This window comes from Insolitispirillum peregrinum (assembly GCF_900156605.1).
Lineage (GTDB): Bacteria > Pseudomonadota > Alphaproteobacteria > Rhodospirillales > Rhodospirillaceae > Insolitispirillum > Insolitispirillum peregrinum.
Genome location: NZ_FTOA01000001.1, coordinates 385,070 through 409,671 on the forward strand (window position 1 = coordinate 385,070; position 24,602 = coordinate 409,671).

Below are 24,602 nucleotides of genomic sequence, written 5' to 3' on the forward strand. Positions count from 1 at the left end.
AGAGTTGGGCGCTGGCCGGGGAAGCATCTCCCCGGCACGGGCTACTACTGCTCGCTGTTGATTAACTCTGTAACTGTGGGCCTTCCAGCGCATCCTGGATACGGGCCAGGCTGGCTTGCCTGCCCAACAGTTCCATAACTTCAAAAATAGGGGGAGAAACGGTCGAGCCTGACAGCGCAGCCCGCAGGGGCTGGGCGGCCTTGCCCAACTTCAGGTCATGCTCCTCGGCGTAAGTGCGCACGAGGGCTTCCAGGGCCTCACGGTCCCAGGAAACTTGGTCATCCGCCATCAGGGCTGCCAGATCGGCCAGAACACGCAGGCCGGATTCATCCAGCAGCTTCTGCGCCTTTTCGTCGATCGGCAGCGGGCGGGGCCGCACATAAAAGGCGGCGAGATCGGCCAGTTCCACCAGCGTCTTGGCGCGCGCCTTCATGCTGTCCATGCCCTTCAGCAGCAGGGCGCGGGCGTCATCATCCAGCGGGGCACCGGTCAGGGTTTCCAGTCGCGGGGCGATCAGGTCCACCAGACGCTGGTCATCGGCCTCACGCATGTAAATGCCGTTGAGGTTGTTCAGCTTGGCCATGTCAAAGCGCGACGCCGAGCGACCGATGCCACCCAGTTCGAACCATTCGATGGCCTGCAGGGTGGAAATCACTTCCTCGTCGCCATGACCCCAGCCCAGACGCAGCAGATAGTTGCGAATGGCTTCGGGCAGATACCCCATGTCGCGATAGGCTTCGGCCCCCAGCGCGCCATGGCGCTTGGACAGCTTGGCCCCGTCCGGGCCGTGGATCAGCGGGATGTGGGCGAATTCGGGAACATCCCAGCCCAGCGCACGATACAGCTGCACCTGACGGAAGGTGTTGGTCAGGTGGTCGTCGCCACGGATGACGTGGGAAATGTTCATGTCGTGGTCGTCAACCACCACCGACAGCATGTAGGTCGGGGTGCCATCGGCGCGCAGCAGGATCATGTCGTCAAGCTGGCTGTTGGCGATGGTCACTTCGCCCTGCACATGGTCGCGCACGACGGTGCTGCCGTCCTGCGGGGCCTTCAGGCGCACCACCGGCGGGATGCCGGCGGGGGCATCGGACGGGTCGCGGTCGCGCCAGCGGCCGTCATAGCGCATCGGCAGGCCCTTGGCCTTTTGCTCTTCGCGCATGGCGGTCAGTTCGTCGGGGGTGGTGTAGCAGTAATAGGCCTTGCCCTGTTCGATCAGGGTCTGGACAACCTCGGCGTGGTGGGCGGCGCGCGAGAACTGGAACACCGGTTCCTCGTCCCAGTCCAGCCCCAGCCACTTCAGGCCGTCAAAAATAGCCTCGACGGCTTCCTGGCTCGAACGGGCACGGTCAGTGTCCTCGATACGCAGCAGAAAGCGACCGCCGTGATGGCGGGCAAAAAGCCAGTTGAAGAGAGCGGTGCGGGCACCGCCGATGTGGAGGAACCCCGTCGGGGAGGGGGCAAAGCGGGTTACAACTGTCATTTGGCCTGTCTAAAGCCTATCCTTTCGGGTTGCACGCATCCTGCCTTCGTCTTGAGCGATTGGCAAGGCGTGACCTCTGTAGCATATTCCTTGCGCGCTTGCAGCATGGGGTTTTCGCTTTTGCATGAAGGCTTGGTCATAAAGCTGCCTTTTTGGCGGGTTATTTTTCTAAAGGCCCTGATTCTGCCGCAAATTCTGGCAAAAAACTGGGGGGCAGATCAAGCGCGTTTCGCACTGTGGCTAGCGCCTTGTTGGGGGACGGGCGTGGCGGGATATTTTTTTCTGCCCACCGAGCCACCCGCATGGGTGGGCGGGGCGTTGGCGGGGGGGCTTGCCCTGATCTGCGGGTGGGCCTGGTATGAAAAGACGCGCTGGCTATGGCTGTGGTTGCCGCTGTTGATGGTGGCGGGAGGCCTTGTGTCGGGGCAGGTCAGAACGGCTCTGGTGGCGGCCCCGGTTCTATCCAAGTCATTGCCATCATTGGAGATATATGGGGTTGTTGCCGGGCTGGAGCAGTACCGGGGCCAGTGGCGGATGACGCTGGAATCCGTTCGCATTCCACGGCTTGCCCCCGAACGGACTCCGATTCGCATACGTTTGACCGTTCGCACGCTGGCTGATGCCCGCGTTGGCAGTCCGGTCCGCATTCTGGCCCGCCTGTCCCCCCCGGCGCAGCCGACGGTGCCGGGGGGATTCGATTTTGCCCGGCAGGCGTGGTTCGCCCGCCTCGGCGCGGTGGGGTTTGCTTTGGGGGCTCCGGTGGTTCTGCCCGACGCCGAGCCGCCGGGGTGGGCAGAGCAGGCGGCATGGCGGATCGAACGCTGGCGTCTGGCCATTGACCAGCGGCTGCGCGACGGGGTGGGCGGTGCCGAAGGCGCGATGGCTTCGGCTCTGACCACCGGGTTGCGCAACAGTATTCCGCTCGACCTTGTGCAGGCATACCAGATGTCCGGGCTCAGTCATTTGATCTCGATTTCCGGCCTGCACATGAGTCTGGTTGCCGGAGTGATCTTTCTGGTTCTCCGTGCCGCCATTGCGTTGGTACCATGGGTTGCCTTGCGATGGGACAGCAAGAAAATCGCTGCCATCGGCTCGGTGATGGGGATGGCGTTCTACCTGCTGCTGTCCGGGGGTGAAATTCCGGCATTGCGGTCGTTCCTGATGGGCGGCTGTGTGATGCTGGCGATATTAATCGATCGTTCTGCTTTGTCTTTGCGGGTGCTGTCGGTGGCGGCGGTGCTGGTGCTGATTCTTCAGCCGGACTCCCTGATCGGGCCGAGCTTCCAAATGTCGTTTGCCGCCGTCCTTGGGCTGATTGCCGCCTATGAACTCTTTTCTCCGTGGGCGGGCGAATGGCGGAGGGGAAAGCAGGCGCAAAGCCCGCGATGGTGGTCGTTGTGGGGGCGGACGGTGTGCCTGTATGTCGGCGGCATGGTGCTGTCGTCGGTGGTGGCGACGATCATGACCGCCCCCTATGCGGCCTATCATTTCCACCGCTTTAACGCCTATGGCGTGGTGGCCAACCTGCTGGCCATCCCGCTGGCGTCGTTTCTGGTGATGCCGGGGTTGGTGGCGGGGTTGCTGCTGATGCCGCTGGGGCTGGATGGACTGGTTTGGCCGGTGGTGAAGGTCGGTCTGGCGGCGATTGCGCTGGTGGCGGAAACGGTGTCTTCCTGGCCCGGTGCCGCGCTGGAGGTGCCGCGCATGTCGATGCTCGATCTGGGGCTGATTTCGTTCGGCGGGCTGTGGCTGTGCCTGTGGCAAGGGCGCTGGCGCTGGTGGGGGATGCCGCTGGTTGTGATCGGCGGCCTGATGCCCTGGACCCGCTCGCCGCCGGTGCTGGTCCTCGGGCCGGACATGATGACTGTTGCCGTGCACGATGATCAGGGGCTGCGCTTCGTCGGGCCGTCGCCAGACCGGTTCTATCGTCGCACCTGGGAAGCGGTGTGGGGAGAGGGCGAGCAGCGGTCGAGGGAACAGATACCCCTGTCCGGCGGCGGGATCGCGCGCTGTGATGGCTTTGGTTGTCGTCTGGAGCGCAATGGCCGGGCGGTTGCCGTGCCGTTGTCAGCGCGGGCGGTGGTCGAGGACTGTCTCCATCGGCAAAAAATGCTCAATCCGACCGGCTATTATCGCCCGGAGTGTACTGCGCAGGTGCTGTTGAGCCGTGCCCGTCTGCGGGAAAACCGTGTGACGTTGGTGTTCATGGCCGACAACGGTTTTCTGAGCTTTGAAACGCTGCGCGACTGGCAGGGGCAACGGCCATGGTCGCCCAACCCGCGCGCTTTTTCCCGCGCAGCGGAATACGACGATTGACGCCCCGAAAAGCCACGGCATACACTCGAGGCGTAAAAATATAAGCTTTGCAATATGCAAAGAGGGAGGTTTCGTGAACAAGAATGACCTGATCAGCGCCATCGCCGAGCGCAGTGAGCTGTCCCGTGCCGATGCCGCCAAGGTGGTGGAAGGCGTGCTGACGGCGATTACCCAATCCTTGCAAAAGGGCGAAGATGTCCGTCTGGTCGGCTTTGGCACCTTTGCCCTCGCCACCCGTGCGGCCTCGGTCGGGCGCAATCCGCGCACCGGCGAGGAAATCCAGATCCCGCAGTCCAAACAGCCGAAATTCAAGGTCGGTAAAGCTCTGAAAGACGCTTTGCAGACCTGATGCGGTGCGCTCGGGGTGGCTGTCCGGCTGCCCCGAGTGGGTACATTCCTTCCGTGCCGAAAAGGGCTTGCTGAACAGCCGGAAGACTGCTAAAACCCCGCCGTCCACAGTGACCGGGCGGTTAGCTCAGTTGGTAGAGCATCTCGTTTACACCGAGAGGGTCGGCGGTTCGAGCCCGTCACCGCCCACCATTTGATTTCATTGAAAATTTTACGGTTCCATGGCTGCTGATGCGCAATCATTTGTGCGCACGGTGTAGGGACGAGTGATTTTTTGTCGCTGTCATTGCAGCCTTTTCCCCTAACGGTGTGAGCTTTCACTGTGAAGCCGCAGTACAAGACCGTTGGGTAACAAGAGCAGGCTGCCGCCTGAACTGCTTGGGGGATAATTCCCCCAAACCCCCATTTTTTCTTTTATTATCAAAGTTATGGGGTCTGGGGCCTTTCGGCCCCAGCGAGGTGTGGAGCAGCGCTCCATGATCCTGTTTTATTAGGCCTATTCACTCGCCTCAATCCACCTGCCCATTCCGCTCGCGGACGATGGTTGACAGCGGCACCAGCACCAACCCCTTTTGCCCCAAGGACGGCAGCCAGCTTGCCAGGGCGGCGATGGTCTGGTCGCGGGGGTGGCCGATGGCGATGGCATAGCCCTGCTTGTGGGCGATTTTTTCCAGTTGTGCCAACTGGGTCATCACCGAGCTGACGCTTTCGTCATTGTCGAGGAACACATCCCGCCCGATATGAGGAATACCAGCCTGGGCGGCCATCGCTTCGCCGACGCTTTTGGGCGAGGTGCGTGAGTCGAGCCAAAAGACGCCACGGGCTTTCAACGCCTGCATGACTTCGCGCATGCCCGGAGCATTCTCGGTGAATTTGCTGCCCATGTGATTGTTGATCCCGACATAACCATCAAAGTGTGACAGCCCCAGATCAAGGCGGCGCTTGATCTCGGCATCGTCAAGGCCAACCCGCAGGGCGTCCGGGCCGGGGTCGACGTTCTTTGCCTGCGGCTCCATCGGGAAATGGACCATCAACTCATGGCCTTGCTGGCGGGCGTGGCGGGTCTGTTCGGGCAGATTGTGCCCATAGGTCAGGTACGACGTGGTCAGCGGTCCGGGCAGGGCTACAATCCGGGCGCTGCGTTTGACATCGACGCCCATGTCATCGATGACGATGGCGATCTGGGCTTTGCTGCCAGTGGCCGGGGGTGGGGTGGCATTTTTAAGCCATGCGGGCGAGGGCATGCCGCCTGCCAATTGCTCGCCGGCCTGTTTGGTGGCGGGCTTGGCTGCTGGAGCTGGCTTTGGTGTCGGTGCCTGGGGTGCTGCCGGAGGGGGTGGGGGCTCTTGAATGCTGAGGGTGTCGGTGATCCGAACGCCGGGAGTGTTGGGCTCTTCGTACAGATGCCCATTGTAGCCCATCGCAGACGATGGAGTGCTGGTGTCGTCCTGGGGGGCTGCTGCCGGGGGCAACGGCTGGGCCGGGGCTGCCAGTGGCTCTGTAACGGGCACAGATGTAACGGGCACGGATGGCGGTGGCGGTGCGGCAGACGCCCCTTCGGCCCCGATCACCCGCTGACCATCGTTGGACAGGGCGCTGGACAGGTGGATCGGCGGTGGCAGGCTTGTGGCGGCACTTTTGGGCGAGGGACTGCTCCACAACGCCCAGCCGCCGAGGGCCAGACTGGTGGTAATGCACAAGGCGAGCACGAAGACCGTCGCCGGGTGTTGCAACAATCGGCGCCACAGGGGATGGGCGGTCAGGCGTGAAGAGGTCGCTCGGGTGTCAGGGGAGCGAGAGTGTTTCCGGCTAGCCACAATGCTTCCTTACAGCCACGGCAACGCAGGGTGCTTGATACGACGGGATGGTCATTTTTCATCATCTATCGTATCAGGCAAAGCGATAGCCGAGCTTTCAGCCCATTTCAACAGAAAAGGCGGAAAACAATTCGACAGCGTTCCGTGCCTGCTCAAAGATGAGGAGAGTGCTGCGGGATGAAAGCGCAAGGGGGCTGCGAAATAACCACATAAATTCTGTTGCTGTGGTCTTTATGTCAAATGTGTAATCAAGACTTCTCTTTTTCCAGGCCCGTCGGGGCTGCGCAGGATGGTCGACAATAAAGAGCGGGACAATACCAACACTGGGGTCCGGGGCCTCACGATCCCGGCGAGGTATGGAGCAGTGCTCCACACCCTTGCCCCGGACAATCAGGAAACGTACTGGCGGATCAGGCCGACCAACTGGCCCTGCACGGCGACGCGATCCGGGCCGAACAGGCGGGTTTCATAGGCGCGGTTGGCCGGTTCCAGCGCGACAGTATTGCCCTTGCGGCGAATGCGCTTGAGGGTGGCTTCCTGACCATCGACCAGCGCGACAACAATGGTACCGTTTTCGGCGGTCTGGCATTCGCGGATGACCACCGTATCGCCATCGAGAATACCGGCTTCGATCATGGAATCCCCTTCGATGGTCAGGCAGTAATGCTTGCCCTTGCCGACCATCGCCGCCGGAATGTCAACGGTGGCGGAGCCGTCGCGCAGGGCTTCGATTGGGGTCCCGGCGGCAATGCGCCCGAACAAGGGCAGCGACAGGGTTTCATCGGGGATGGCGCGCGGGGCCGATCCGAATTGTCCCCGCACCACCGTCCGGGCGTCGGGGGCAGGGGGATGGATCGGCAGCGGCTCGGCATTCAGCACCAGCGGCGGTGGAACGCGGACGCTGTTGTCTTCGACGGTGTTTTCCGGCAGGCGCAGGATTTCGATCGCGCGGGCGCGATGGGCGAGGCGGCGGATAAAACCGCGTTCCTCAAGCGCTGTGACCAGACGATGGATGCCGGATTTCGACTTCAGGTCGAGGGCATCCTTCATTTCATCAAACGACGGAGAAATCCCGGTTTCCCGCAAGCGTTGATCGATGAAGACGACAAGCTGGTGCTGTTTTCTGGTCAACATGATCCGCTTCTCCGCTGTTCCCGAACTGGCCTGCCACACCGTTTTCACGCAGCATGGCAGGAACAAAGACCAAACGCCTTGATAATGTTCTAGGTTAGTTCCGGGAAAGCGTCAACCGTCAGGATGCGGCGTAGTTCTTTTTCCGTACCTTCTGCCCTAACCCCGCTGATAGGTACCTGACTTGCCGCCCGACTTGTGTTCCAGCCGGATGTGCTCGATCACCATCCCCTTGTCGACCGCCTTGCACATGTCATAGACGGTCAGGGCCGCGACCGAAACGGCGGTCAGGGCTTCCATTTCGACCCCGGTGCGGCCCTTCAGCTTGCAGGTGGCGGTGATTTCGACGGCGTTGTCATCGGGCAGCAGGCGCAGGTCAACGGTCACTTTGGTCAGGGCCAGCGGATGGCACAGCGGGATCAGGTCGGGGGTTTTCTTCGCCCCCATGATCCCGGCCAGTTGCGCCACCGACAACACATCGCCCTTGCTGGCTTGCCCGCTGGCGATCAGGGCCAGCGTTGCCGGTTCCATCCGCACCAGCCCCTTGGCGACGGCAACGCGCTCGGTGATGTCCTTGTCCGAGACATCGACCATCCGCGCATTGCCGTGGTCGTCAAAATGGGTCAGGTCGCCCATGGTCAGGCTGCCGCCGGAGGCTGCAACAGGGCGGCGGTGGCCTGCGCCACGTCATCCTGTTTCATCAGCGATTCCCCGATCAGGAAGCGCAACGCCCCCGCCTTGGCCATGCGATACAGGTCCGCCGGGGTCTTCAGGCCGCTTTCGGCGACCAAAGTCCGGTTCGGCGGCAGCATCCTTGCCAGCTCCTCGGTGGTGGACAGATCGGTGACCAGCGTTTTCAGGTTGCGGTTGTTGACCCCGATCAGGCGGCTGTTCATCACGCTGAGGGCGCGTTCCATTTCCTCGGCGTCGTGGACTTCGACCAGCACATCCATGTCGAGCGAAAAGGCCAAGTCTTCCAGCTCGCTCGCCAGATCGTCATTCAGGGCGGCCATGATCACCAGAATGCAGTCGGCCCCCATGGCGCGGGCTTCATAGACCTGATAGGGGTCGATCATGAAGTCCTTGCGCAGCACCGGCAGCGCGCAGGCGGCGCGGGCCTGTCGCAGATAGTCGTCATCGCCCTGGAAATACTTGATGTCGGTCAGGATCGACAGGCACGAGGCACCGCCAGCCTGATAGGCTTGCGCCAGAGCCGCCGGGTTGAAGTCCGGGCGGATCAGCCCCGCCGATGGCGAGGCTTTCTTGATTTCGCAGATCAGGCCATAGCGCTGCTGGGCCACATGACGGGACAGGGCGTTCACAAAGCCGCGCGGGCGACCGTCACCGCTGGCCATCGCTTTGGCGGCGCGTTCGACCTCGGCCAGCGGGCGCTGGTCCTTGCAGGCGGCAACGTGCAGGGCGGTGTCGGCGCAGATTTGGGCGAGAATGTCAGCCATGGATTCAGACCTCCTGAGCGGACCGTTGGGTGACAGCGATCAGGCGTTGCAGGGTGTCCCACGCCCGGCCATCGTCGATGGCAGCGGCAGCCATCGCCACCCCGTCGCGCAGAGTGGCAACCTTGTCGGCCACCATCAGCGAGGCGCTGGTGTTGAACAGGACGATGTCACGATAGGGGCCGTGGGCTCCCTTCAGCAGGGCGGTCAGGGCGGCGGCATTGTGGGCGGCATCGCCGCCCTTCAGGTCGTCGGGGCTGGCCAGCGGCAGCCCGACATCCTCGGGGGTGATGGTGTAGGTGCTTACCGTGCCGTTATGGTATTCGCCGACATGGGTCGGGCCGGTGGTGGTGATTTCGTCCAGCCCGTCCGAGCCATGCACCACCATCGCCCGCTTTGAGCCCAGCTTGCCGAGCACGATGGCAATCGGCTCCACCCATTGCCGGGAATAGACGCCCAGCAACTGGCGGGCGGCACCTGCCGGGTTGGCCAGCGGGCCGAGCAGGTTGAAAATGGTGCGGGTGCCCAGTTCCATGCGCACCGGGCCGACGTGGCGCATGGCCGAGTGATGGCGGGGAGCCATCAGGAAGCCGATGCCGACATCACGAATGGCGTCTTCGACGTGGGCCATTTCGGCTTCGAGGTTGACCCCCAGTGCGGCGAGCACGTCGGCGGAACCGGACTTCGACGACATCGCCTTGTTGCCATGCTTGGCTACCACCACCCCGCAGGCCGCCGTCACCAGCGCGGCAGCGGTGGAGATGTTGTAGGTCCCCGAGGCATCGCCGCCGGTGCCACAGGTATCAATGGCCCCCTCGGGGGCACAGACCTGGGTCGCCTTGGCGCGCATGATGCGGGCGGCGGCGGTGATTTCCTCGATGGTTTCGCCGCGCATGCGCAGGGCCATCAGGAAGGCCCCCATTTGCGCTGCCGAGGCTTCGCCGGACATGATGATGTTGAACGCCAGCTCGGCGTCAGCTTCGGAGAGGGTCTCCCCCAGGGCGAGGCGGGGCAGGAACTGTTTCAGGCCGGACATCTCAGGCAGCATCCTTCGTGCGGGTCAACGGCTGGCCGCCCTGGGCCAGGGTCAGGAAATTCTTCAGCATGGCGTGGCCGTGCTCGCTGGCGATGCTTTCGGGGTGGAACTGCACGCCGTAAATCGAGAACTCTTTATGCTCCATCGCCATGATCAGGCCGTCGTCCGTTTCCGAGGTGATGCTCAGGCAATCGGGCAGGCTGGAGCGTTCGACGATCAGCGAGTGATAGCGGGTGGCCTGGAACGGGGACGGGATACCGGCGAAAATGCCGTGCCCGTTGTGGGTCAGGGTGCTGACCTTGCCATGCAGCGGCTCTGGGGCACGGATGACCTTGCCGCCAAAAGCCTGACCAATCGACTGGTGCCCCAGACAAACACCGAACAGCGGGATATGCCCGGCGGCGCGGGTGATCAGCGGCAGGCAGATGCCCGCGCGGTCCGGGTCACACGGACCGGGAGACAGAATGATCCCCTGCGGTGCCATGTCGATCACCTGTTCGACGGTCAGGGCATCGTTGCGGTACACGGTGACGTCGGCCCCCAGCTCGCCCAGATAATGCCAGAGGTTATAGGTAAAGCTGTCGTAGTTATCGATCAGAAGAAACATTCCGTCACCTAACGCATTGTAATGGCTGACTCATCTATCGTGTCGTTACCGTTTGGACCCGGTAGGTCATCCGATTGAGACGCCGCTGTCGTTGTGCCGCACGGGCCTGGATGGGCGGCAGATTACCGCGCAGGCGATGACTTGTCACCACTCGCGATGCCGTCGATCCGTGCAGCCCTTTTGGACTGCACTCATATTACCCATCTGTCGCGATGGCGATGGCGGGAGATGTGACCGGGGGGCAGCTATGACCTATGTCGCCGGACAAAGTGTTACCCATGTTTCCGGTTGCACAGGCATCAAGGCCCCGGCGAGGTATGGAGCAGCGCTCCATGATCCTGTTTTTGTTTGTTGCAGGCTGAAAATACAAAACCCGCCATCGTTGTGGCGGGTTTTGCATGAATGGCGTCGCGTTGGGCGGCGCTCTTTCCTTTGGCGGTGTTTCCCGCGCTAAAGGGCTGTTTGTTTCAGCCCGCCGCGATCCGGTGTCCCCTCGTCGCGTTGCCGCGTTGACCGCGGCATCCTCCCTAAACTCAGGCGTCGTTCCATGTGTGTGTCATTGGACCGGCCCTCTTTTTGAACAACGCAAAGATATGCGTCTAAAGTATCGTTGTCACGCAAAAAAGGCATGGCTAGGGCGATTCCGGTAAAAAACCTGATTTCAGGGGTGTTTGTGGATAAATCATCCTGCATGCCGGCATCGTTCCGAGCACGTTCGGTGGGCGAAAGGCTTTCTTAAGGCAGTGACGCTATAACAGAATCCACTGTCGTGGGCCTTTGGTTGGACCAATCTGCACGCAAGGAGGATGCACCCATGAAGCATATCAGTGTTGCCGGGTCAGGTCGGATAGCCCTGCTGTCGGGGGTGTTGCTGGGGATGCTGCTGGTCAGCACTGCGCAGGCGCAGGGCAGCGGCGTGCGGGTGGCGACCGACCGCGAGACCTGTTTGCAGGCGGCGGGTGCGTCGGTGCCGTCGGCCACCTATACGCCGGGGGTTGATGCCTATGGTAACGCGGTGGCCCCTGCCGAGGGCGACGGCGGCGGGGTTGATTCCCAGTGGCTGGCGGAATCGGTGACCATCGTGCTGTCGGTGGACATGGCCAAACGCTATGGCATTGGCAACAACGGTGCTTCCTTTGGGGCGGAGGCTCCGCTGGGGCAAGTGACCCTGCGCAACGGGCAGGTGTATGTTAACGGGCGTCCGCTGCAAGCCAATGATCAGGCGGCATTCCTTGATGCCTGCAACCGTTTGCCGATGCGTCGCAAATAGTCGCAGATAAAAGACAACGGGGCAAAGGCCGCTACAGCCTTTGCCCCGTTGTGCGTCTGGCCCGGCTTATCCGCGTTCGTACAGGCCGCCGTTGGTGACCAGAAAATCCACCCGGCCATCGGTCAGGGCGCGGATGGCTTCGGCGGGGGCGTTGACGATCGGCTCTTCGTGAACGTTGAAGCTGGTGTTGACCAGCACCGGCAGGCCGCTTTCGGCTTCGAAGGCGGTCAGGATGTCGTGGTACAGCGGGTTGTCCTGATGGCGGATCAACTGCGGACGGGCCGAGTGGTCAACGTGGACCACGGCGGCAATCTTTTCGCGCCACTGTTCCTTGACCCCGGTGGTGATGGTCATGAAGCGGCAGGCATAGGCGTTGACCGGGGTGACGTCAAAGACCTCGGTGGCCTTTTCTTCCAGCACTACCGGCGCAAACGGCATGAACTCGGTGCGCGACAGGCGGCGGTTCAGTTCGTCGTGGGTGTCGCGGCGGGACGGATTGGCCAGAATGGTGCGAGCCCCCAGCGCGCGCGGGCCGAACTCCATCCGGCCCGTGTAGATGGCTCCGATACCGCCCTGTGCCAGCCGGACGGCAGCGGCCTGTGCCGGAGTGTCGGAGACCTTGACCACTCCGGCGGTCTGCGCCAGCACCGCGTCGGCCTGTTCGGAATAGTCGCGGCCCCAATAGACGTTATCCAGTCGATAGCGGTTGTCCAGCCAGCGGGCGAGGCCATCCCGGGCGAGCAGGAAATCAAGACCCGCGCCCAGCGACAGGCCTTCGTCGCCCATCGGCGGCACCACGAACACTTCTTCGACCCCGGCCTGTTCGGCCAGCAGGCGGTTCAGCTTGACGTTGGCGAACACGCCCCCTGCCAGCCCCAGACGCTTGTGCGGATGGCGGACGAGGATGGTGCGCACGGCCCGCAGGATGAAGTTTTCCAGCAGGTCCTGCACCGAGCAGGCAATGTCTTCCTTAGAGCCGCCGTCGCAAATGGCGGTGATGCCTGCGTGCATGGCGTCCAGAGACGGCCAGTCGCAGGTGATTTCCCCGCTGTCGTGAACAGTGAAGTGCGCTGCCATGGCGTCCTTGAACACCGGCTTGCCGTGCGCGGCCAGCCCGGTGACCTTGCCTTCATGGCGCATCATGCGGAACCCCAGCAGCTCGGTCACCACGCCATAGGCCAGCCCGAGACTGTCGTTGTAGGGCGGCTTGAACAGCAGGTCGTCGCCGCCGAACAGGTCCTTGATCACTCCGTTGCGAAAGCTGCGGGCGGAATAGAACGCATTGTCGCCACCACCATCGGCGGTATAGATCAGGGCTTCGGTCCAGTCGGTGAAAAACAGCGCGGGCAGTGCGTGGCAGCGGTGATGGTTGGTGTAATGCACCGTGACGTCAGCCCGCAGCCCGGCATCGCGCAAAAAGGCGGCGTTGTCGAATACGGCGCTTTCATCGGCAATACCGGCTTCCTGCAGGGCCTGTTCCATCATGCGGAACGGCCGCCTGGCCTGACGGCCGCGCAGCACCGTGTCCAGCAGGCGGCGAGAGGCGCTCTGGTTCTTGCGATAATACTGCCGTGGCATCGCTGCCCGGCTGAGGGCGACGGCATCGACCTGCTGGCGGGTCAGTCCGGCCATGTCCAGCAATTCGTCTGCGCAGGCCCACGCCCAGCCATCGGGGGAAACCCCATCGCCCTTTTTGCGGCTCAGGCGTTCCAGTTGAACGGCGCCAAGGACACGATACTCATCGAACAGGACGGCGGATGCGTCATTGCGACCGGGGTAGAGGGCTAGGACGATCATGCAGTCTCGGCGAGTATGAAATGGTTGCGATGGGGCGTAACAAAAAGGCGCAGCCCTCGGACAGAGCTGCGCCTTTTGCATAGCGGCTTGTGGCTCTGGCGTCCAGAGCCTGATGCTGGAATGGTGGTTATCCGCCAGAGGCAACCTGCTTTTTGAAAGCTGCCAACAAGGGGTCATCAATTTCGCGCAAATCTTGCACACTTTGTATGGTCAGCTCCTGCCCGTCCAGAGCGGGGAATGTGAAGCGCATCGAGCCATCGCTCATCTCTTTCAGGTTGAACAAAATGCCAGCGGTGGGGCGACGGTAAAAAACCTTGAAGGTTGTCTTCATGTCCTGATGCTGGATTTCATCGATAGCGCGGAAAAGGTTATCGTCCGAGATGAGGAATGCGAGACGGCGACGAGCATATTCAAATGAAGCTAGTTCTGTCTCAGTAGTGATGATGCCATCAATTGCATTTTTGTTTTCCAAAGGAGTAATGTTTTGTGAGAGTGTTGTCGATGTTTCTGCTATGGGTGTATTTTTTGATTCGAGTGTATGGTTTAAGCCCATTCGAGTTAGTATAGCTCGCTCTATGAAGGCAGACCATGCCGTTACTGCAATTTCGCGGCATTCCTCAACAACCCGTTGCGTTTTGTTGCCCTTGAATCCGGCGTCGTCCAATAGCAGCCGTATCAGGGCATCGCTGGGGGCAGCTTGCCAGTTGGACAGGGACGCGACAAATGCGCCTGCAAGCAGCTTGCGTCGCGCTTCTGCGCCAATGTTTGCCGGATCAAAGCGATCCTTACACAAGTCACGGATACCGCTCAGAACGCGCTCTTCTGCATTTCCAGCTACGATGTCGGCGAGATTAAAGACAAGGAAGGGAGCTTGATCCATGATATTTGGCTCGTCGGTGTCGGCAAAACACTCGTAGCGAGAGCCGTTGGTGAGGATTCCTAATTTGACCGTTGTGCAGGCATTGAAATAGCTGCGCAGTTGACCACGGTCATCAGTGATATTTGCTCCAGATGTTTTGACTTCTATGGCAATAATTGGAGTGCTATCACGGAAGATGGCGTAATCAACGCGGTTTTTATATTTATCAGAAAAATCGGCATGATGCTCTGGGACGACTTCGCCCGGGTCGAAAGGATTGTAGGACAGGGCTGCTAGAAATGGGAGGACCATGAATTGCTTGGTTGCTTCTTCACTGCTACAGCGATCAGCTGCGGCCAAGATTGGCGTGCAACGTGCTACAAGACTTTCTCGGAACTCGTTCATTATCGGACCTCTGTCGTTTTGCGATAGTTTGATTTTTGGCTTTCTCAATAAGAGTAATGATTCAGCTTTGGTGAGCGAAAGTCCATCTTTTTTATGCGTTCATATCCTGTTCTTTTGTATTGTGTGGCGGTGTTGTTGTTGGCTTTGGGGATCTGTTATTGGGGGCTTGAGCGGGTATAGGTATCAAATTTACCCCGTTTGGCTGTCGTCGTTTTCTGGTTTGACGTGATGTCATCTGCCCAGCCAGCCGCGCTTGAGGGGGCGTGCGGCTGGCTGCTTTCCTGCTTTCCGCCTCTCCTCAGCGCCGCTTCTTCCCCTTTTCCTTTTTGCGCGGTGCCGGTGCCGGTGCGGTGGCAGCGGGTGGCGTGTCGTCCCAATAGTGCAGGGCCGCACCGTACAGCTCGGCCAGATCGGCGCGGCTGACCTCGACCGGGGACAGGGTCAGCAGGCGTTGCTGTTGCCAGCAGCCCTCCACCAGCGCCGGAATGTCGCCGTGGTCATAGCCTAAGGCCGACAGGCCGTTGGGGATGCCGGTGGCGCGCATCATCTCCTCCAGACGCTGGGCGAGGTATTCCCCGGCATCGTCAAGGGCGTCTTCGTCGAACTCGACATCGGCCCCCAAAGCCTGTGCCGCCCGCAGGTGGCGCATCGGGTCGCTGACGGCGGTGAAGCGGAACACCGCCGGGGCATTGATCACCACCGACAGGCCGTGTGGGATCATCGCTTTTTCGTCCTGATAGCCGGGGGCATGGTGGTCATGTTTCAGTCCGGCGACCGAATAGCTCATCGCGTGTGGCAGGTGGACACCGGCGTTGCCAAAGGCCAGACCGGCCAGGGTGGCGGCGAAACACAGCCAGTCGCGGGCCTCGGTGTCGGCGGGGTCGTGGACGGCGCGTTCCAGATACTGGCCCCCCAGAACGATCGCGCGCAAGGCACCGCCGTCGCTCCACGGGTTGGCACCCTGATAGGGTGGGCGCAGGGCCGGGCTGTCAGGCCGCAGGCGGCTGGTGAACGGGCGGGCGGTATAACTTTCCAGAGCATGGGTCAGCACATCAAAGCCGGTGCAGGCCACCACGCCCGCCGGGGCGCTGTAGGTGGCAGTCGGGTCCACGATGGCTTTGGTCGGGCGTAGCAGCTTGGAGGATATGCCGGTTTTGACGCGGGCACCGACCAGATCAAAGATGGCGACGGCGGTCGTTTCACTGCCGGTGCCAGCCGTGGTCGGGCAGGCGAGGTGCGGTTTCAGCGGGCCGGGAATGGCTTTGCCGCCGCCGATGGGGGGATTGACGTAATCCAGAAAATCGCCGGTCGGGTGGGTGGCGTACAGGTTGGCGGCCTTGGCGGTGTCGATGACGGACCCACCTCCGATAGAAACATAGCCATCCGGATTGGCCTCTTTCGCGGCGGCAGCGGCAGTTTTGAAAGAGTCGTCAGTTGGCTCTAACTGGGTGATTTCATGGATCACCACATCACAGCCTGCCGCCTGCAGGGATGCCAGTGCGGTCTGTACCGGCGGCAGGGAGCGCAGGCGGCGGTCAGTGACCAGAAAAATCCGCCGCAATCCAAGGGCGATAGCCTCAAACCCCAGTTCCGACAAGGCTCCGTGACCGTATTTCAGGGCAACGGGGTCGATGGTGAACACGCGATCACAGGCGGGGGAATCCGAAGGGGAAGACATGGGGTTCTCCTGAGAGGGGGCCGGGAAGCGGGGGAAAAAGACGGATATAAAATGACTCAGTTTGGCGCTGATAGTGTTTGATCGGGATCGCCCGTGCAGCAAATTTGGTGCACTGCAAGAGGCCGGGGGCGGTTTTACAGAAGGAGCATCCCACCCGAAGGGATGGGAAAGTGGGGGGCGAAGGGCAGCAGTGATGCCACAGTCCTTTTGGGGCAACGTCACTTTTTATCCCGTTCAATACTACAATAGTATTGCTGATTGGGTAGGCAGGGTAGGGTAATCTATCGTGTATCCCCCGGTGTCTGGTAATATTATTATGGAAATATCTAGGAAAAATGTAGTCCTACCCTTTGGGGGCACTTCACAAAGGGCAATCGCGCATGCATGGTGACGCCATGTGTTCGGCACCCCTGTCGGGGGTGTCAAAAGACAATAAAGGGGAAGCCCAATGAAAATCGCCATACCAAAGGAGCGGCGAGCTGGTGAACTGCGCGTTGCCGCAGTGCCGGAAACGGTGAAAAAGCTGATCGCTCTTGGCTACGACGTGGTGGTGGAAACCGGGGCCGGTGACGGCTCGTCCATTCCTGATGCGCTGTATCAGGACATGGGGGCCACCATTGCTCCGGATGCGCAGACCGCTCTGGCCGACGCCGATATCGTGCTGAAGATCCAGCGCCCGCTGACCGCCGCCGAAGGCACCGACGAAGTGGCCCTGCTGAAAAGCGGCGCGGTGCTGATTGCCCAGCTCAATGCGCTGAGCCAGGCCGACACCGTTGCCGCCCTGACCGGCGCGCAAAAGGTGACGTCGTTCGCCATGGAGCTGATGCCGCGCATCACCCGCGCCCAGTCGATGGACATCCTCAGCTCGCAGAACAATCTGGCGGGCTATCGGGCAGTGATCGACGGCGCGGCGGAATTTGGCCGGGCTTTCCCGATGATGATGACCGCCGCCGGGACCGTTGCGCCCGCCCGCGTGCTGGTCTATGGCGCCGGGGTGGCTGGTCTGCAGGCGGTGGCGACGGCCAAGCGTCTGGGGGCGGTTGTTCATGGGACGGACGTTCGTCCGGCGACCCGCGAGCAGGTGGAATCCCTCGGTGGCAAGTTCATCGTCGTTGACGAGGCGATGGAAAAGGAAGCCGAGACCTCGGGCGGGTACGCCAAGGAAATGCCGCCCGAGTATTTCGTCAAGCAAAAGCAGGTGGTCGGCGAGTTCCTGAAAAAGGCCGACATTGCCATCACCACCGCGCTGATCCCGGGCCGCAAGGCACCGACCCTGATCACCGCCGAGCAGGTGGCCGCGATGAAGCCGGGTTCGGTGATCATCGATCTGGCCGCCGAGCAGGGCGGCAACTGCGAACTGACCGAGCCGGGCAAGGTTGTCCTGAAGCACGGCGTCAAGATTGTTGGTCACCTGAACGTGGCGAGCCGTCTGGCTGCTGATTCCAGTGCCCTGTTCGCGCGCAACCTGTACAATTTTGTTCAGCACCTGACTGACAAAACGGCAAAGAGCCTGAAAATTGACTGGGAAGACGATTTGGTCAAGGGTACTTGCGTTACCCGTGATGGGGTTGTGGTCCACGCCCAGCTCGCAAAGCCCGCAGATGGCGCCGCTCCCGCTGCCGCCGGTTAAGGAGGAGATGATGGAAACTACCGTTGCTTTGGGGGCCAAGACCCTCGCGGAAAAGGCGGCGGACCTGGCGCAAAACGCCCAGCTCCTCGCTCAACAGGCTGCCGAGGCCGCTGCGGCTGCCACCGCCCATGGTGGTGCCGCTGCCGGTCCCAGCGAGTTCTGGTATCTGTTCACCGTGTTCGTGCTGGCCTGCTTCGTCGGCTTTTATGTGGTGTGGTCGGTGACGCCGGCCCTGCATTCGCCGCTGATGGGTGTGACCAACGCCATTTCTTCGGTGATCATCGTTGGTGCCCTGATTGCCGCCGGTCCGGCGGACTTTACCGGCTCCAAGGTTCTGGGGTTCTTCGCCGTCGTGCTGGCGGCGGTGAACATCTTTGGGGGCTTCATCGTCACCCAGAGGATGCTCCAGATGTTCAAGAAGAAGACGAAGTAAAGGGGCCGTCCGATGACCATGACCGATTTGACGATGTTCTCGTACATCGTCGCTGCTGTCTTCTTTGTGCTGGCACTGCGTGGACTGTCGAACCCTGAAACCGCCCGGACCGGGAATATTCTCGGGATGGTCGGGATGGGGCTGGCGATCCTCACCACCCTGCTTTCTCCGGTGGTGCAGAGCTATGTGTTCATCATTCTCGCCATCGTGATCGGTGGCGCTATCGGCACTGTTGTCGCGCTGAAGGTGCAGATGACCGCCCTGCCGCAGCTGGTGGCCGCGTTCCACTCGCTGGTCGGTATGGCGGCGGTGCTGGTGGCTTCGGCGGCGCTGTTCGCCCCGGAAAGCTATGGCATCGGCACGCCGGGCCACATCCACGCCGGGTCGCTGATCGAAATGAGCCTGGGGACCGCCGTTGGTGCGATCACCTTCTCGGGGTCGGTGATTGCCTTTGGCAAGCTGCAGGGCCTGATTTCCGGCAAGCCGCTGATGTTCAAGGGTCAGCACATGCTGAACCTGGCGCTGGGCGTCCTGCTGGTGGTGCTGTTGGCGGTGTTTGCCGCCACTGAAAGCTACACCGCGTTCTTCCTGCTGCTGGCGCTGTCGTTTGCGCTGGGCTTCCTGCTGATCCTGCCGATTGGTGGCGCGGACATGCCGGTGGTGATCTCGATGCTCAACTCCTATTCGGGTTGGGCGGCCTGCGGGATCGGCTTTACGCTGCATAACGCCCTGCTGATCGTGGCCGGTGCGCTGGTCGGTTCGTCGGGTGCCATCCTCAGCTACATCATGTGCAAGGGGATGAACCGCTCGATTTTCAACGTGATCCTCGGCGGTTTTGGCACCGACGGTTCGGCGGCTTCTGCCGGTGGTCCGGCTGGCGACCGTGCGGTGAAGGCCGGTTCGGCTGACGATGCGGCCTTCATCATGAAGAACGCTTCGAAGGTGATCATCGTTCCGGGCTATGGCATGGCGGTGGCGCAGGCCCAGCATGCCCTGCGCGAAATGGCCGACACCCTGAAGGCCGAAGGCGTGGAAGTGAAGTACGCCATTCACCCGGTGGCCGGTCGTATGCCGGGTCACATGAACGTGCTGCTGGCCGAAGCCAACGTCCCCTATGACGAAGTCTTTGAACTGGAAGAAATCAACAACGACTTCCAGACCGCTGACGTGGTGTATGTGATCGGGGCCAACGACGTGACCAACCCGGCGGCGAAGACCGACCCGGCCAGCCCGATCTATGGCATGCCGATCCTCGATGTCGAGCGGGCCAAGACCGTGCTGTTCGTCAAGCGTTCGATGGCGTCCGGCTATGCCGGGGTGGAAAACGAGCTGTTCTTCCGCGACAACACCATGATGCTGTTTGGCGATGCCAAAAAGATGACCGAAGAAATCGTCCAGTCCCTGTAACGGTCTGTGATTCAACGGTTTGTCTGTGAAAAAGGGGAGGGTCCGGAAACGGGCCTTCCTCCTTTTTTTTTGGCTCCACCGGATATTTAGCGAATTAAAAATGTAGTTAAAAACATAAAACAGCAAAATTAAGTGTTTTATGTTTTGACAGCGCCTATGCAAATGTGTACAACGATCCTGTTCCTGATCGGGAACGCTCGGTTGGCACGGAGCATGGCGATGAACAGCGTCTTCCTCATTCACACCCCCTCTCAACGGCTGTCAGGGCCGGTGGCTGGTCTGTGCATGGCGCCTGCCCGGTCGTTCTGTCGAATGTGTGTGACTGTCTGATCTTCCATTGCATGACAGGCCCCCGCAGGGCGGGGGCGATGGTTGAACAAGGCTCTTCGCCAACAGGAACCGGCGGAGGGTGGTGCTGGAGCAAGGCTCGCACCGGACAGGAGACACCGATATGGACCAGCTTCCCATTTTCCTCACCATCAGTGGGCATCCGGCATTGATCGTCGGCGGCACTCCGGCAGCGGCGGCAAAGGCTCGGCTGGTGCTGAAGGCTGGCGCGGTGGCGCGTCTGGTCGCCCGCCGCCCGTCCGACGAACTGCGGGCGCTGGCGGCTGACGCCGGTCTGACCATTGCCGAACGCCCGGTGCAGGACAGCGATTTTGACGGGGTGCGACTGGTGTATGTCGCCACCCGTGACGAAGCCGAAGACGTGCGGGTGGCCGCTGCCGCCTGGACCCGCGATGTGCCGGTGAACGTGGTCGATCGCCCCGAATTGTCAACCTTTACCACTCCGGCGGTGGTTGATCGGGCACCGATCGTGGTGGCGGTCAGCACCGGCGGTGCTGCTCCGGTGCTGGCGCGGCGGGTGCGGGCGGCGATTGACCGCTTGCTGCCAGCCCGTCTGGGTGATCTGGCCCGGCTGGTGGACAGCTTCCGCCCGTCGGTGAAGGCGATCCTGCCGGAAATCACCGCCCGTCGCCGCTTCTGGGATGCCTTCTTTGACGGCCCGGCGGCGCGCGCGGCGCTGGAAGGCGACGAGGCCACCGCCCGCAGTGAAGCCTTGAAGACCCTCAACGACCTGCCGAACCAGCAGGACGCCGCCCGCCGTGGCAGTGTGTCGGTGGTGGCCGTCGGCCCCGGTGATCCGGACCTGCTGACGCTGAAGGCCCATCGCCTGCTGCTGGAAGCCGACATCCTGATCCATGACGCCGACGTCAGCCATGACATTCTGGAACTGGCCCGCCGCGATGCCAGTCGCATCAATAGCCGGGGCCGCTCTGATCTGGTGCGGCTGTCGCGCCGATCGGCGGAACAGGGCAAGACCGTTGTCCGTCTGGTCAGCGGTGCCGTCCCGCCTGCCGCCGAAATCGAGGCCCTGCGCGATGCCGATGTGGCGCTGGTGGTGGTGCCGGGGGTTGCAGGAACGGCGACAATCGACGATACCTCTGCCCGCCCGCTGCCTGGCGCGGCTGTTCTTCCCCGCTCGACGACCCCGGCCAGCCTGCTTGAGATGGCTTTCCCGGTTCCGTTCGCGGCCCACCACTGACCCCAGCCGAGGGATATGGAATGAGTAAGACGTTTGTGACTGCCAACCGGCTGACGGATGGCCTGGTGGTGTTCCGCACCGCTGATGGTGCGTGGAGCACCGCCTATGCCGATGCGGCGCTGTACGATGATTCGGCTGCCGAAGTTGCCGCAGCCAGCAGCGAAGCCACGGTGGTGGTCGGGGTCTATGCCGTCGAGGTCGAACAGGCCGAAGACGGCAGTTGGCAGCCGCTGACCACCCGCGAGCGGATCCGCGTTCTGGGTCCGAGCATTGCCTATCAACGGAGCGCCTGAGTATGTACCGCTACGACGAATTTGATCATGCCGTTGTCGCGGCCCGTGTTGACGAATTCAGCTCGCAGGTGGCCCGCCGCCTGTCGGGCGAGTTGACCGAAGAGCAGTTCCGTCCCCTGCGCCTGATGAACGGCGTGTACCTGCAACTGCACGCCTACATGCTGCGCGTTGCCATCCCTTACGGCCAGTTGTCGTCGCGTCAGTTGCGGATGCTGGCGCACATCGCCCGCACCTATGACAAGGGCTATGGTCACTTCACCACTCGCCAGAACATCCAGTACAACTGGCCGCAGTTGTGCGACATTCCGGCGGCGCTGGCTGACCTCGCCAGTGTCGAAATGCACGCCATCCAGACCAGCGGTAACTGTATCCGCAACACCACCAGCGATCCGTTCGCCGGGGTGGCTGCCGACGAAGTGACCGACCCGCGTCCGTGGGCGGAAATCATCCGCCAGTGGTCAACCATCCACCCGGAATTCACCTATCTGCCGCGCAAGTTCAAGATTGCCATTTCGGCGGGTGAAGAAGACCGGGCAGCGGTGGCGTTCCACGATATCGGCATCCGCATCGTGCGCAATGATGCCGGTGAGATCGGCTTCAAGGTGCTGGTCGGTGGCGGCATGGGCCGTACCCCGCGTGTGGGCCGGGTGATCACCGAGTTCCTGAACCCGACCGAGCTGTTGGGCTATCTGGAATCGATCCTGCGCGTTTACAACCTGCATGGCCGTCGCGACAACAAGTACAAGGCGCGCATCAAGATTCTTGTCGATGCCCTGGGGATCGACGAGTTCCGCCGTCAGGTCGAGGTCGAGTGGGCGCACCTGCGCGGGTCCGAGGTCGAAGTGCCGGCCAGCGAGATCGAGCGCATCCATTCCTACTTCGTGCCGCGCGAGCTGCCCGCCCGTCCGGAGGCTCCGGCGGAGTTTCTGGCCGCCCGCCAGCAGAACGCCGCCTTTGCCCGCTGGGTTGATGCCAACATCATCAATCACCGCGTGCCGGGCTATGCCGGTGTCACCATCACCCTGAAGCCCGCTGGCGGCATTCCGGGCGACGTGACCGCCGACGAGATGGACGCGATTGCCGATCTGGCCGACCGTTTTGGCTTCAGCGAGCTGCGAGCCACCAAGGACCAGAATCTGGTACTGCCGTCGGTGGCACAGGAAGACCTGCTGCCGCTGTGGCAGGAACTGGTCAGCCTGTCGCTGGCCGAGGGCAACCACGGCCTGATCAACGACATGATCACCTGCCCGGGTCTGGATTATTGCGCGCTGGCCAACGCGCGCTCGATCCCGCTGGCGCAGGAAATCTCCACCCGCTTTGCCGATCTGGAACGGCAGGCCAACATTGGTCCGCTGACCCTCAATATTTCCGGCTGCATCAATGCCTGCGGCCATCACCACGTTGCCAACATCGGCATCCTTGGTGTCGACAAGCACGGCGACGAAGCCTATCAGCTGGTGATCGGCGGCGATGCCCGTGACAGCGCGGCGGTGGCCCAGATCAGCGGACCGGGATATTCGCAGGAAAAGATCGTTGATGCGGTGGAAACCACCGTCAACACCTATCTCGCCCAGCGGACCGGCGCCGAGGAAACCTTTATCGAAACCTTCCGCCGCATTGGTCTGGCACCGTTCAAGGAGGCCCTGAATGCCGCTCGTTAAAAAGACTGCCGAGGGCGTCGAGCTGATCCCGACCGCATGGACCCGTCTGGCCGAGGGCGACGCCCTGCCGGACAGCGGTGCAGTGTTGGTGCCGTTGTCTCTGTGGCTGGAACAGCGCGATACCCTGCGCCAGCGGGCCGAGCCGGTTGGTGTGTGGCTGGCCTCGAACACCGACACCGCGTTTGCGGCGTGGGGTGAGGCTCTGGCCGGTGACCTGCTGGGGCTGCCGGTGGTGGCGATTGACTTCCCGGTGTTCGGTGACGGTCGCGGCTATTCGATTGCGGCCCTGCTGCGTCAGCGTCATGGCTATCGCGGCGAACTGCGGGCGATTGGCAACGTGCTGGTCGATCAGGTGTCGGCGATGGTGCGGGTGGGCTTTGATGGCTTTGAAGTGGCCGAAGGCACCCGCCTTGAGCTTCTGGAACAGGCGTGGAGCCGGTTCCCGGCGGTCTATCAGACCGCAACCGATGGCCGGGAAACCATATGGCAACGGCGGGCCGCTTTCGCCGCCGCGAAAGGAACAGGTGCGTAATGGGAGCTCAGGCCGTGGTGGAACAGCCAAAAGTCGTTGAAGACATTGATGCTTTGGTCGAAGACCTGCTGCAACGCTGGTCCGATGCCTCGGCCGAGCAGATTGTTGCCGACCTGCTGACCCGCGTGATGCCCAACGGGCGGGCGGCGCTGGTGTCGTCCTTTGGCACCGAGGCCGCGATCCTGCTGCACATGGTGGCGCAGGTCGATCCCTCGACGCCGATCCTGTTCATTGATACCGGCAAGCTGTTCGGCGAAACTCTGCGGTACCGCAACAAGCTGGTCAAGCAATTGGGCCTGACCGGGGTGCAGACCCTGACCCCGGCACCGCTGATTGCCAAGGAAGACGAAGACGGTCTGCTGTTCCAGCGTGATGCCGATCGTTGCTGTTTCCTGCGCAAGGTGGTGCCGCTGAACCGGGCGCTGACCGGCTTTGATGCCTGGATCAATGGCCGCAAGGGCCACCACGGCGGGGCACGCTCGGCGCTGCCGGTGGCGGAAACCGACGGCCAGCGCCTGAAGGTGACGCCGCTGGCCCGCTGGACCTCGGAAGACGTGGCGGCCTACTTTGTCGCCCACAACCTGCCGCCGCACCCACTGGAAGAAGACGGCTATCTGTCGGTGGGCTGCTATACCTGCACCCAGCGGGCTTCGGGCGGTGACGTCCGTTCCGGTCGCTGGGCCGGGCAGGGCAAGACCGAATGCGGCATCCACACCATGGCCGCCGACGACGCCGAAAACTTTGCCGATGCCTGGGAGCCGAAGGCCTGAGGGCTTGACGGCACACGCACAGGAGCACGGGCTGCGATGGGGATTTCCTGTCGCAGCCCGTGGGCGTTTTGTCCTGTTGTGAAGACCGGAAAAAGCTGATACCTCAGGCGCTCCCCTTTCAAATGTTAG

21 protein-coding genes and 1 tRNA gene are annotated in these 24,602 nt (G+C 62.0%); 12 read left to right on the plus strand and 10 right to left on the minus strand.

Features of this window, described 5'->3' with window-relative positions:
- Positions 1–61: 61 nt before the first annotated feature.
- The gene (gene gltX / locus BW995_RS01600; RefSeq protein WP_076398305.1) at positions 62–1,483 is read right to left on the minus strand and encodes a glutamate--tRNA ligase; all 1,422 of its coding nucleotides are present in this window, start codon (positions 1,481–1,483) and stop codon (positions 62–64) included.
- 264 nt (positions 1,484–1,747) lie between these two features.
- On the opposite strand from gltX, the gene BW995_RS20360 reads away from it, so the two are divergent.
- The 3 genes from BW995_RS20360 to BW995_RS01615 all read left to right on the plus strand — a co-directional run bounded on the left by BW995_RS20360 (position 1,748) and on the right by BW995_RS01615 (position 4,339).
- The gene (locus tag BW995_RS20360) at positions 1,748–3,799 is read left to right on the plus strand and encodes a ComEC/Rec2 family competence protein (protein WP_076398306.1); all 2,052 of its coding nucleotides are present in this window, start codon (positions 1,748–1,750) and stop codon (positions 3,797–3,799) included.
- Between the two features lie 52 nt (positions 3,800–3,851).
- Positions 3,852–4,148 (plus strand): HU family DNA-binding protein, encoded by a 297-nt coding sequence (locus tag BW995_RS01610; protein WP_281251116.1) that lies wholly within the window; start codon positions 3,852–3,854, stop codon positions 4,146–4,148.
- A gap of 115 nt (positions 4,149–4,263) precedes the next feature.
- Positions 4,264–4,339, plus strand: a tRNA-Val gene (locus BW995_RS01615).
- Between the two features lie 317 nt (positions 4,340–4,656).
- Here the strand turns inward: BW995_RS01615 and BW995_RS01620 are convergent.
- The 6 genes from BW995_RS01620 to BW995_RS01645 all read right to left on the minus strand — a co-directional run bounded on the left by BW995_RS01620 (position 4,657) and on the right by BW995_RS01645 (position 10,192).
- The gene (locus BW995_RS01620) at positions 4,657–5,964 is read right to left on the minus strand and encodes a divergent polysaccharide deacetylase family protein (protein ID WP_139332714.1); all 1,308 of its coding nucleotides are present in this window, start codon (positions 5,962–5,964) and stop codon (positions 4,657–4,659) included.
- A gap of 390 nt (positions 5,965–6,354) precedes the next feature.
- On the minus strand, positions 6,355–7,098 hold the full coding sequence (lexA, locus tag BW995_RS01625) for a transcriptional repressor LexA (protein ID WP_076398309.1): 744 nt from the start codon (positions 7,096–7,098) through the stop codon (positions 6,355–6,357).
- A gap of 156 nt (positions 7,099–7,254) precedes the next feature.
- Positions 7,255–7,731: a cyclic pyranopterin monophosphate synthase MoaC gene (gene moaC / locus BW995_RS01630; RefSeq protein WP_076398311.1), complete on the minus strand. Its 477-nt coding sequence runs from the start codon at positions 7,729–7,731 to the stop codon at positions 7,255–7,257.
- A 2-nt stretch (positions 7,732–7,733) separates the two neighbouring features.
- The gene (gene trpC / locus BW995_RS01635) at positions 7,734–8,552 is read right to left on the minus strand and encodes an indole-3-glycerol phosphate synthase TrpC (protein ID WP_076398313.1); all 819 of its coding nucleotides are present in this window, start codon (positions 8,550–8,552) and stop codon (positions 7,734–7,736) included.
- A gap of 4 nt (positions 8,553–8,556) precedes the next feature.
- Positions 8,557–9,585, minus strand: coding sequence for an anthranilate phosphoribosyltransferase (trpD, locus tag BW995_RS01640; protein ID WP_084194494.1), 1,029 nt, complete (start codon positions 9,583–9,585; stop codon positions 8,557–8,559).
- 1 nt (position 9,586) lies between these two features.
- Positions 9,587–10,192: an anthranilate synthase component II gene (locus tag BW995_RS01645; RefSeq protein ID WP_076398316.1), complete on the minus strand. Its 606-nt coding sequence runs from the start codon at positions 10,190–10,192 to the stop codon at positions 9,587–9,589.
- Between the two features lie 814 nt (positions 10,193–11,006).
- Here BW995_RS01645 and BW995_RS01650 point away from each other — a divergent pair.
- On the plus strand, positions 11,007–11,462 hold the full coding sequence (locus tag BW995_RS01650) for a hypothetical protein (protein ID WP_076398318.1): 456 nt from the start codon (positions 11,007–11,009) through the stop codon (positions 11,460–11,462).
- A 66-nt stretch (positions 11,463–11,528) separates the two neighbouring features.
- On the opposite strand, the gene BW995_RS01655 is transcribed toward BW995_RS01650, so the two are convergent.
- The 3 genes from BW995_RS01655 to BW995_RS01665 all read right to left on the minus strand — a co-directional run bounded on the left by BW995_RS01655 (position 11,529) and on the right by BW995_RS01665 (position 16,201).
- Positions 11,529–13,259, minus strand: coding sequence for a carbamoyltransferase C-terminal domain-containing protein (locus tag BW995_RS01655; protein ID WP_076398319.1), 1,731 nt, complete (start codon positions 13,257–13,259; stop codon positions 11,529–11,531).
- Between the two features lie 127 nt (positions 13,260–13,386).
- Positions 13,387–14,523, minus strand: coding sequence for a type I restriction endonuclease (locus BW995_RS01660; protein ID WP_076398321.1), 1,137 nt, complete (start codon positions 14,521–14,523; stop codon positions 13,387–13,389).
- A 298-nt stretch (positions 14,524–14,821) separates the two neighbouring features.
- Positions 14,822–16,201, minus strand: a complete 1,380-nt coding sequence (locus BW995_RS01665) for a hydroxyacid-oxoacid transhydrogenase (protein ID WP_076398323.1) — start codon at positions 16,199–16,201, stop codon at positions 14,822–14,824.
- Between the two features lie 448 nt (positions 16,202–16,649).
- Between BW995_RS01665 and BW995_RS01670 the strand changes: the two genes are divergently transcribed.
- From BW995_RS01670 to BW995_RS01705, 8 genes are all read left to right on the plus strand, one after another.
- Positions 16,650–17,831 (plus strand): Re/Si-specific NAD(P)(+) transhydrogenase subunit alpha, encoded by a 1,182-nt coding sequence (locus BW995_RS01670; RefSeq protein WP_076398325.1) that lies wholly within the window; start codon positions 16,650–16,652, stop codon positions 17,829–17,831.
- 7 nt (positions 17,832–17,838) lie between these two features.
- Positions 17,839–18,264, plus strand: a complete 426-nt coding sequence (locus BW995_RS01675; protein WP_076398327.1) for an NAD(P) transhydrogenase subunit alpha — start codon at positions 17,839–17,841, stop codon at positions 18,262–18,264.
- Positions 18,265–18,282: 18 nt separating this feature from the next.
- Positions 18,283–19,671, plus strand: coding sequence for an NAD(P)(+) transhydrogenase (Re/Si-specific) subunit beta (locus BW995_RS01680; protein ID WP_076398889.1), 1,389 nt, complete (start codon positions 18,283–18,285; stop codon positions 19,669–19,671).
- Between the two features lie 451 nt (positions 19,672–20,122).
- Positions 20,123–21,217 carry an NAD(P)-dependent oxidoreductase gene (locus BW995_RS01685; protein WP_076398328.1) on the plus strand — a complete coding sequence of 365 codons (1,095 nt, stop codon included), beginning with the start codon at positions 20,123–20,125 and terminating at the stop codon, positions 21,215–21,217.
- A gap of 20 nt (positions 21,218–21,237) precedes the next feature.
- Positions 21,238–21,510: a DUF2849 domain-containing protein gene (locus BW995_RS01690; protein ID WP_076398330.1), complete on the plus strand. Its 273-nt coding sequence runs from the start codon at positions 21,238–21,240 to the stop codon at positions 21,508–21,510.
- A 2-nt stretch (positions 21,511–21,512) separates the two neighbouring features.
- Positions 21,513–23,171, plus strand: a complete 1,659-nt coding sequence (locus BW995_RS01695) for a nitrite/sulfite reductase (protein ID WP_076398331.1) — start codon at positions 21,513–21,515, stop codon at positions 23,169–23,171.
- Entirely contained in the window at positions 23,158–23,703 is a 546-nt protein-coding gene (locus BW995_RS01700; RefSeq protein WP_076398333.1) for a DUF934 domain-containing protein, read from the plus strand. Before BW995_RS01695 ends, BW995_RS01700 begins: the two co-directional genes overlap by 14 nt.
- Entirely contained in the window at positions 23,703–24,473 is a 771-nt protein-coding gene (locus BW995_RS01705) for a phosphoadenylyl-sulfate reductase (protein WP_076398334.1), read from the plus strand. The genes BW995_RS01700 and BW995_RS01705 overlap by 1 nt, the downstream gene beginning before the upstream one ends.
- The last annotated feature ends 129 nt before the right edge of the window (positions 24,474–24,602 follow it).

Coding starts and splice junctions, on each gene's coding strand:
- gltX (WP_076398305.1), bottom strand. CDS start 1,483: ATGACAGTTGTAACCCGCTTTGCCCCCTCCCCGACGGGGTTCCTCCAC.
- lexA (WP_076398309.1), bottom strand. CDS start 7,098: ATGTTGACCAGAAAACAGCACCAGCTTGTCGTCTTCATCGATCAACGC.
- moaC (WP_076398311.1), bottom strand. CDS start 7,731: ATGGGCGACCTGACCCATTTTGACGACCACGGCAATGCGCGGATGGTC.
- trpC (WP_076398313.1), bottom strand. CDS start 8,552: ATGGCTGACATTCTCGCCCAAATCTGCGCCGACACCGCCCTGCACGTT.
- trpD (WP_084194494.1), bottom strand. CDS start 9,585: ATGTCCGGCCTGAAACAGTTCCTGCCCCGCCTCGCCCTGGGGGAGACC.
- BW995_RS01645 (WP_076398316.1), bottom strand. CDS start 10,192: ATGTTTCTTCTGATCGATAACTACGACAGCTTTACCTATAACCTCTGG.
- BW995_RS01650 (WP_076398318.1), top strand. CDS start 11,007: ATGAAGCATATCAGTGTTGCCGGGTCAGGTCGGATAGCCCTGCTGTCG.
- BW995_RS01655 (WP_076398319.1), bottom strand. CDS start 13,259: ATGATCGTCCTAGCCCTCTACCCCGGTCGCAATGACGCATCCGCCGTC.
- BW995_RS01660 (WP_076398321.1), bottom strand. CDS start 14,523: ATGAACGAGTTCCGAGAAAGTCTTGTAGCACGTTGCACGCCAATCTTG.
- BW995_RS01665 (WP_076398323.1), bottom strand. CDS start 16,201: ATGTCTTCCCCTTCGGATTCCCCCGCCTGTGATCGCGTGTTCACCATC.
- BW995_RS01670 (WP_076398325.1), top strand. CDS start 16,650: ATGAAAATCGCCATACCAAAGGAGCGGCGAGCTGGTGAACTGCGCGTT.
- BW995_RS01675 (WP_076398327.1), top strand. CDS start 17,839: ATGATGGAAACTACCGTTGCTTTGGGGGCCAAGACCCTCGCGGAAAAG.
- BW995_RS01680 (WP_076398889.1), top strand. CDS start 18,283: ATGACCGATTTGACGATGTTCTCGTACATCGTCGCTGCTGTCTTCTTT.
- BW995_RS01685 (WP_076398328.1), top strand. CDS start 20,123: ATGGACCAGCTTCCCATTTTCCTCACCATCAGTGGGCATCCGGCATTG.
- BW995_RS01690 (WP_076398330.1), top strand. CDS start 21,238: ATGAGTAAGACGTTTGTGACTGCCAACCGGCTGACGGATGGCCTGGTG.
- BW995_RS01695 (WP_076398331.1), top strand. CDS start 21,513: ATGTACCGCTACGACGAATTTGATCATGCCGTTGTCGCGGCCCGTGTT.
- BW995_RS01700 (WP_076398333.1), top strand. CDS start 23,158: ATGCCGCTCGTTAAAAAGACTGCCGAGGGCGTCGAGCTGATCCCGACC.
- BW995_RS01705 (WP_076398334.1), top strand. CDS start 23,703: ATGGGAGCTCAGGCCGTGGTGGAACAGCCAAAAGTCGTTGAAGACATT.